Origin of the sequence: Streptomyces sp., assembly GCF_035563135.1 — a bacterium.
Taxonomy (GTDB): domain Bacteria; phylum Actinomycetota; class Actinomycetes; order Streptomycetales; family Streptomycetaceae; genus Streptomyces.
In genome coordinates this window covers 1-7253 of the sequence record NZ_DATMVN010000607.1, presented here as the reverse complement: position 1 = coordinate 7253, position 7253 = coordinate 1, and the positions used below count along the sequence as shown (strand labels likewise).

The 7253-nt window shown below is 74.0% G+C and carries 4 protein-coding genes; 3 read left to right on the top strand and 1 reads right to left on the bottom strand.

The features are described from left to right. The 3 genes from VN520_RS27085 to VN520_RS27075 all read left to right on the top strand — a co-directional run. Positions 1–1866, top strand: a 1866-nt coding sequence (locus VN520_RS27085; protein ID WP_325749573.1) for a CDP-glycerol glycerophosphotransferase family protein, incomplete at its 5' end; no start/stop codon positions are given. Continuing rightward, positions 1863–4724, top strand: coding sequence for a bifunctional glycosyltransferase/CDP-glycerol:glycerophosphate glycerophosphotransferase (locus tag VN520_RS27080; protein ID WP_325749572.1), 2862 nt, complete (start codon positions 1863–1865; stop codon positions 4722–4724). The genes VN520_RS27085 and VN520_RS27080, both read left to right, overlap by 4 nt. After that, a complete protein-coding gene (locus VN520_RS27075; RefSeq protein WP_325749571.1) occupies positions 4721–5869 on the top strand; it encodes a glycosyltransferase in 1149 nt (382 codons plus the stop codon). The genes VN520_RS27080 and VN520_RS27075 overlap by 4 nt, the downstream gene beginning before the upstream one ends. Positions 5870–5922: 53 nt before the next feature. Here VN520_RS27075 and VN520_RS27070 read toward each other — a convergent pair. Next, the coding region (locus VN520_RS27070; RefSeq protein WP_325749570.1) for a CDP-glycerol glycerophosphotransferase family protein at positions 5923–7253 on the bottom strand (1331 nt) is incomplete at its 5' end.

The following is a 7253-nucleotide window of genomic DNA, read 5'->3' as shown; positions in this document are numbered from 1 at the left end:
GTGCGGGTGCTGGGCGGGGACACGCCGACGGCGCTGCGGATCCAGGAGTGGCGGACGAAGGAGACCCACGAGTTCCCCCTGGTGGCGGACGAGGACACGGACGGCCGTACCGTCGTCGCCGAGGTGCCGCTGGTGGCGTTCCGGGGCTCCGACGGCGACTGGGGTGTCCAGCTGGCCTGCGGGGCGCGCCGGCTGACGGTCGCGGCCCGTCCGGAGACGGACGCGGCGAGGTATCCGCTGCCCGGCGGCCGTGAGGTCTACGCCGCCGCCAACCCTTCCGGGGACCTGGTGCTCACCGACCGGGACGTGCGGCCCGTCGTCACCGGGCTCTCGTGGACCGACGACGCCGGCCTGGTCCTGGAGGGGACCTTCCCGGCCCTGGGCGGCCGCCCGGTCGATCTCGTCCTGCGTCACAGCGGCCACCAGGAGGAGAACACCTTCGCGGTGGAGCGCACGGACGCCGGTTTCCGCACGGAGCTGTCCCCCGGGGCCGTCGACGGGCCGGGCGGGGTGCTGCCGCTCGCCGAGGGCCGGTGGTACCCCTTCCTCCGGGAGCGGGGCGAGAGGGACCCGGAGCGTTATCTGCCGCTGCGCGTGGTGCACCAGCTGCACGCCGGACTGCCGCTGGGGTACGGATCGGGAGGGCGCCGCTTCACCCTGGAGCGGCGCTTCCACGACCGGCTCTGCCTGCACTCGGGCAGTGCCCTGCCGCCGGAGGACCGGGGGGCCTACGGGCAGCGGCGGCTGCGCGAGCGGTATGCGGGCCTGCGGGGCCGGGAGCTGTGGGACACCGTGCTGTACTCCAGTTTCGACGGCCGCCAGTACTCCGACTCGCCCCGCGCCGTCCACGAGGAGCTGACCCGGCGCGGCACCGGTGTGGAGCACCTGTGGGTGGTGCGGGACCAGCAGGCGGCGGTGCCCGAAGGGGTGCGTGCCGTGGCCCTGCACAGCGCCGAATGGCACGACGCGCTGGCCCGCAGCCGGTGGATCGTCACCAACACCCAGCTGCCCGAGTGGTTCGAGCGGTCCGAGGGGCAGCTCGTCGTCCAGACCTGGCACGGCACCCCGCTCAAGCGCATCGGCCGTGACCTGGAGGGAACGGCTTTCGCGGACACCGCGTACATGGAGTCCATGCCACGGCGTGCCGCCCAGTGGAGCGTGCTCGTCTCGCCGAACCGCTTCTCGACGCCCGTCCTGCGCCGTGCGTTCGGGCACACGGGCGAGGTCCTCGAATGCGGTTACCCGCGCAACGACCTGCTGTACGCCGCCGACCGGACGAAGGTCGCCGACGCCGTCCGGCGGTCGCTCGGCGTGCCCGACGGGAAACGGGTCGTCCTGTACGCCCCCACCTGGCGCGAGGACCGGCCCAAGCAGGGCGGGCGGTACGGACTCGATCTCCGGCTGGACCTCGAACAGGCGCGGAGAGCGCTCGGCGACGACCACGTCCTGCTGGTGCGCCGGCACTACCTGGTCGGCGGGAGCGTCCCGGAGAGCGACTTCGTCCGGGACGTGTCGCGCCATCCCGATGTCACCGAGCTGATGCTGGTCAGCGATGTGCTGGTCACCGACTACTCGTCCCTGATGTTCGACTTCGCGCAGACGGGCCGGCCGATGCTCTTCCACACCTACGACCTGGAGCACTACCGCGACACCCTGCGCGGCTTCTGCTTCGACTTCGAGAACCGGGCGCCCGGCCCGCTGATCACCGACTCGGCCGCCGTCGTCGAGGCCCTGCGCGACCCGGAGGCCGCGACGGCGGGCCACCAGGAGGCCTACGCCGCCTTCCGCGAGGCCTTCTGCGACCTCGACGACGGGACGGCGGCCGCGCAGGTCGCGGACCGGATGCTGAAGGAGGTACGGGCATGAGCACGCCCGACTTCAGCTGTGTGGTCACCGCCGCGGAGGGCGGCGAGGACGCGCTGACGGCGTCCGTGGAGTCCGTGCTCGACCAGAGCCTGCGCGCCGTCGAGGCCCTCGTCGTCCTGCCCGCCGGAGCATCCGCCGCCCTGCGCAAGGCGGCGGGAACGCTCGCCGGGCGCTCCCCGGGCCACGTCCGTGTGCTCGACCCGGGCAAGAGCTCCGTCGCCGCGCTGCGCAACGCCGGTCTGGACGCGGCGCGGGGCACGTACCTCCTCGTGCTCGACACCGGTGAGCGCCTCCAGCGGCACGCGTGCCGCAACCTCTGGGAGGCAGGGGCGCGCACCCGCGCCGACCTGGTCGCGGGGCGCTGGAGCCGGTACACCGGGGACGGCACGAAGGAGCGGGAGCCCTCCTGGCAGCACCCGCTGTTCCTCCGCTCCCGCACCGTCGCCCGGTTCACCGAAGCACCCGGACTCGCGGTGCGCGACGCCCTGGTGACCGGCTTCTGCCTGCGCCGCGCGGCGGTGGAGCGGCAAGCGCTGCGCTACGACGAGGACCTCACCCACAGCGGGATCCTGTTCGGCCTCCTGGCCGCGACCGTGGTCGGCCGCATCGCGCTCGTACGCCGCCGGATCGTCTCCGGGCGTGCCGTGCCCGACGCCGGCCGGGACCTCGCCGGGCTCGTGGAGGCGCACCGGCGCGTGTGCCAGGTGCTGGTGGCCCGGGGGCCGGCGGAGCTGTGCGAGGAGCGGGAGCGTGCCTTCCTGCTCGACCACCTCGTGCCGCTGGTGCGCACCTTCCCCGAGCTGCCCGCCGCCGCACGCGGACGCATCGCGGCGACGGCGGCCCGGGTGCTGCCCGGCTGCGTCCCGGAGGCGGCCCTGCTCACCCTTCCGCCCGCCGAGCGCGTCGGCGTCCGGATGCTGGAGCGCGGCGACGCCGACGGGGTGCTCACGGCGGCGTACGCGCTGCGCAGACGGGGCACCGTGGCCGCGCCCCTGACCCTGGAGGACGACGGGCGGATGTACTGGCCGGGCGGCCCCGACCCCGTGCTGGACGTCACCGGACTCGGGCACCAGTACCGCACGTTCGGCGAGCTGAAGCTGATGAACCGGCTCACCCGCTACCAGGCCGACGGCCGCGAGGTCCTGCTCGAAGGCCGGCTCGTCCTGCCCGGGCACACCGGACCGGACCCGGACGGCCCCCTCACGGCCCATCTGGAGTTCCGCGTACGCGACGGTTCCCGCGCGTTCCGGGCCCCGGTCGGGGAGCTGCGGCCCGACGCCACCGGCATCAGCTGGTCCGCCCGCGTCGGCCTCACCGGCCTGCTGCGCCCCCTCGGCCCCCGGGACACGGTGTGGGACGCGCGGATGGTGGTGGAGGACGGCCGGGCCCGCTCGGTGAGCGATCTGTTCGCCGCCCACGACCTCGTCGGCCCGGCGGACCGTTCTCCCGCGCTGCCCCGGCTGGGCAGGGCGGCCGGGGACACCTGGCAGCCCTACATCACGCTCCGGGACCATCTGGCGCTCCGGCTCGAAGCCCGTCACCGGCCGGCCCGCACGGCCCGCCGGCTGGTCCACTACGCCACCCACTTCCGCCCCGCCCGCCGGGCCAGGCTCCTGCTGCGGGCCCTGCGCAGGCGCCGGGACCGTCTGCACGCCAGGGGCTTCAAGGTCTCCGTCTACCGCTCCTGGCTGCTCCGGCTGCCCGTGCGCAGGGGTTCCGTCGTCTTCGAGAGCCACATGGGCACCTGCTACGGCGACAGCCCGCGGGCCGTCCACGAGGAGGTGCGCGCCCGAGGGCTCAGGATGCGCTGCGTCTGGTCGTACGCCGACTCCCCGGCGGGCTTCCCTCCGGACGCCAGGCTCGTGCGCCGCTGGTCCTGGCGCTACCTGTGGGCCCTGGCCCGTGCGGAGTACTGGGTGGACAACCAGGGATTCCCGCAGCACCTCGACAAGCCCTCGGGCACGACCTACCTGCAGACCTGGCACGGTTCGGCGTACAAGCGCATGGGCTTCGACGAGACCCGGGTGCGCATGCAGAACGCCCCGCAGCGTGCACGGCTCCAGCAGGCCGTGAACCGCTTCGACCACTTCCTCGTGCGGTCCGAGCACGACGAGCGCACGCTGGCCCGTGCCTACCGGCTGCCCGAGCGGACGCTGCTGCGCACCGGTTACCCCCGCAACGACGCCCTGTTCGCCGCGCGGGCCCGGGACGAGGCCGAGGGGAGGCTGCCCCGCCCGGCGCTCGCGGCCGAGCTCGGTCTGCCCGACCACCGGAAGGCCGTGCTGTACGCGCCGACCTTCCGGGGCGGGCCGGGCAGGCGCAGGCGGCAGCGGCTCCTGCTGGACGCGGCGCGCTTCGCGGAGCGGTTCGGCGACACGTACACGCTGCTGGTGCGGGCGCACTACCTGGAGGCGGCGAGCCTGCCGGTCTGCCCGCCGGGGACGGTCGTGGACGTGTCGCGCCACCACGACGTGAGTGAACTCCTCACGCTCGCCGACGTCCTGGTCACCGACTACTCGTCGATCATGTTCGACTACGCGCTCCTGGACCGCCCGATCGTCCTGTTCGCCCCCGACCTCGACGACTACGCCGCCGAGCGGGGCAGTTACTTCGACCTGCGGGAGAAGGCGCCGGGACCGGTGACGGCGACCGAGGAGGAGCTGTTCGCCGTGCTGGCCCGGCTGAAGACCGCGGACACCGGCTTCCAGGAGGCGCGCGCGGCCTTCGCCGCGGAGTTCGGCGGCTACGAACGCGGGGACGCGGCCCGGGAGGTCGTGGACACCGTGTTCGCCCGGCACACCGTGCCGTCCCGCACCGCCCCGTCCCGCACCGTCCCTCTCGGGGAGGCCGGCCGATGAGCCGCAGCCGTGACGTCTTCATCATTTCCAACAGCACCGACGAACTCGGCGGTGTGACCGCCTGGACGCACCGGACCGCACACCTCTTCCAGGAGGCGGGACACCGGGTCCACACCATCGGCATCCACGCCGCCGAGCGGAAGATGGCCCTGCCCGATCCGCCCGGCCACCCCGTGACCGCCCTGTATCCGTCGCACCCTCCGACGCCCTGGGCGGCCAAGGGGCTGAGGGACCGCTTCCGGATCGCGGCCCGGCGCGCCGAGGCCGGCCGGGTGGCCCGGAAGCGGCACGCCGTGGAACGGCTCTCGGAGATCTTCCGGGCCGCCCGGCCCGGCGGGGTGGTGATCGTCAGCCAGGTCTGGGCCATGGAGTGGGTCGGCGAGGCGGACACCGGCGCCCTGCCGGTCATCGGGATGAGCCATGAGTCCTACGACTACTCCCGGGCGAGCCACCGCTACCGCTGGATCAAGAACCACTACCCGTCGCTGGAGCGCTGGCTCGTCCTCACGGAGGAGGACGCCGACAAGTGGGCGGCCGACGGGATGAACAACGTCGGTTTCATGCCCAACGCCCTGGCCGCGCTGCCCGGCGTGCCGTCCCCGCGCCGTGAGAAGTCGGTCGCGAGCATCGGCCGGCTCACCGACCAGAAGGGCATCGACATGCTCCTGGACACCTGGGCGCTGGTGGCTCCGCTGCGCCCGGACTGGCGGCTGGACGTGTACGGGACGGGCGAGGACGAGGCGGACCTCAGGGCGCAGTGCACCGGCCTGGGGCTCGACTCCTCGGTGGAGTGGCGGGGACGTACGGACGACGTCCCCGGGGCGCTCGCCGCGTCCTCCGTCTTCGTGCAGTCCTCACGCGGCGAGGGTTTTCCGCTCGCGCTGCTGGAGGCCATGGCGAGCGGGGTCCCGTGTGCGGCGTTCGACTGTGCGCCGGGGGTACGGGAGATCGTGCGCCACGGCGAGGACGGGCTGCTCGCGCCCGCCGGCGACATCGGCGCGCTCGCCGACCGGCTGCTCCGGCTCACCGGCAACCCCCGGCTGCGGGACGCGATGGGGGACCGGGCGCGGACCAACGTCCAGCGGTTCTCCGAGGCGGAGATCATGGACCGCTGGGAAGAGCTGTTCGCCCTCCTGGAGCGCTGAACGGCCCCGGGCCGGGCCTGTGCCCGGCCCCCGCGCCTGCCGGGGCCGGGGCCTCAGCCGCTGGTGTACTCCCGCACCGGCACCTGCCGCGGCACCCCGGTGCGCCCCCTGCCGGGCAGCGGGGCGGGCAGGGGCATGCCCGAGGTGTCGTCCAGGAAGACACGGCGCACCACCCGCTCCGCCGCGTGCCCGTCGTCGTACGGGCAGAACCGGGCCCGGAAAGCCGCCCGGCGCTGCGTGGAGCGGGGCCCGCGCCAGTGGTCGGTGGCGAAGATCTCGTGGAGTTCGTCCTGGTCACGGGCCACCGCCCCGGGCGGGAAGGCCGCCGGATCGAAGTACGTGCCGCGGGCCGCCTCGTAGGCCTGTGCGTCCTCCAGGTACAGGACGACCGGCCGGTCCAGGTTGACGTAGTCGAACATCAGCGAGGAGTAGTCCGTGATCAGCCCGTCGGAGGCGAGACAGAGCTCCTCGACGGACGGGTACGCGCTGACGTCGATGATCCGGGGGTGCCGGGTGTGGCCGGCGGTGGCCCGGTCCGTCGCGTCCAGGTAGTGGGAGCGGGCCAGGATCACGAAGTGCGGCCCCAGGACGCGGACCAGCCTCTCCAGGTCCAGGGACTGCTGCTGGGTGCGCAGGTAGTCACGGTGGGTCGGCGCGTACAGCAGGGCGGTGCTCCCCTCCGGGACGCCCAGGCGCTCGCGCAGCCGTGCGGCCTGTCCGGGGTCCGCGTGGTGGAAGACGTCGTTGCGCGGGCTTCCGTACTCCAGCGTCGTGTAGCCGGACGGGTAGGTGCGCTCCCACACGAGGGTGGAGTGCTGGTTGGCCGAGAGCGAGAAGTCCCACTTGTCGACGTTGCGCAGCAGCTGCGCGAAATCCATGGAGCCCGCGGCGGCCGGGCGGTGCACGAGGTCGGTGCCCATGGTCTTCAGAGGCGTCCCGTGGTGGGTCTGCACCAGCACCTGGCCGCGTCTCTTCACGAGCCTGCGGTCGAAGTTGACGTTGTTCACGAGATACCTGGAGCGTGCCAGAGCCGTCCAGTACGCGGCCGTCCCCGGGTGCAGCACACGGGTCGCGTCCGGCACCGTGCGGGCGTCCTCCGGGCGGCAGATCCAGGACGTGCGCAGCCCGGGGACGAGAGCCCTGGCCGTGGCCTCCAGCGCCGCGGGGCTACAGGTGTAGCCGCGGTGCCAGTAGGCGGTGAACACGGCGTCCTCGCTCCGCAGGGGCAGCCGCAGCTGGACGCGGTAGTGCAGCTGGAGCGCCGCCCCGCGTACCGCCCGGCGCGCCGTCGTGACCGCGCGCCCGAGCCGGCCGTGCAGCCGCTGCGCGGCCCACAGGACGCGGTACGTGCGGTGGGCGCCCAGCCGGAACAGCGCGTGCCTCA

Coding starts and splice junctions, on each gene's coding strand:
- VN520_RS27075 (WP_325749571.1), top strand. CDS start 4,721: ATGAGCCGCAGCCGTGACGTCTTCATCATTTCCAACAGCACCGACGAA.
- VN520_RS27080 (WP_325749572.1), top strand. CDS start 1,863: ATGAGCACGCCCGACTTCAGCTGTGTGGTCACCGCCGCGGAGGGCGGC.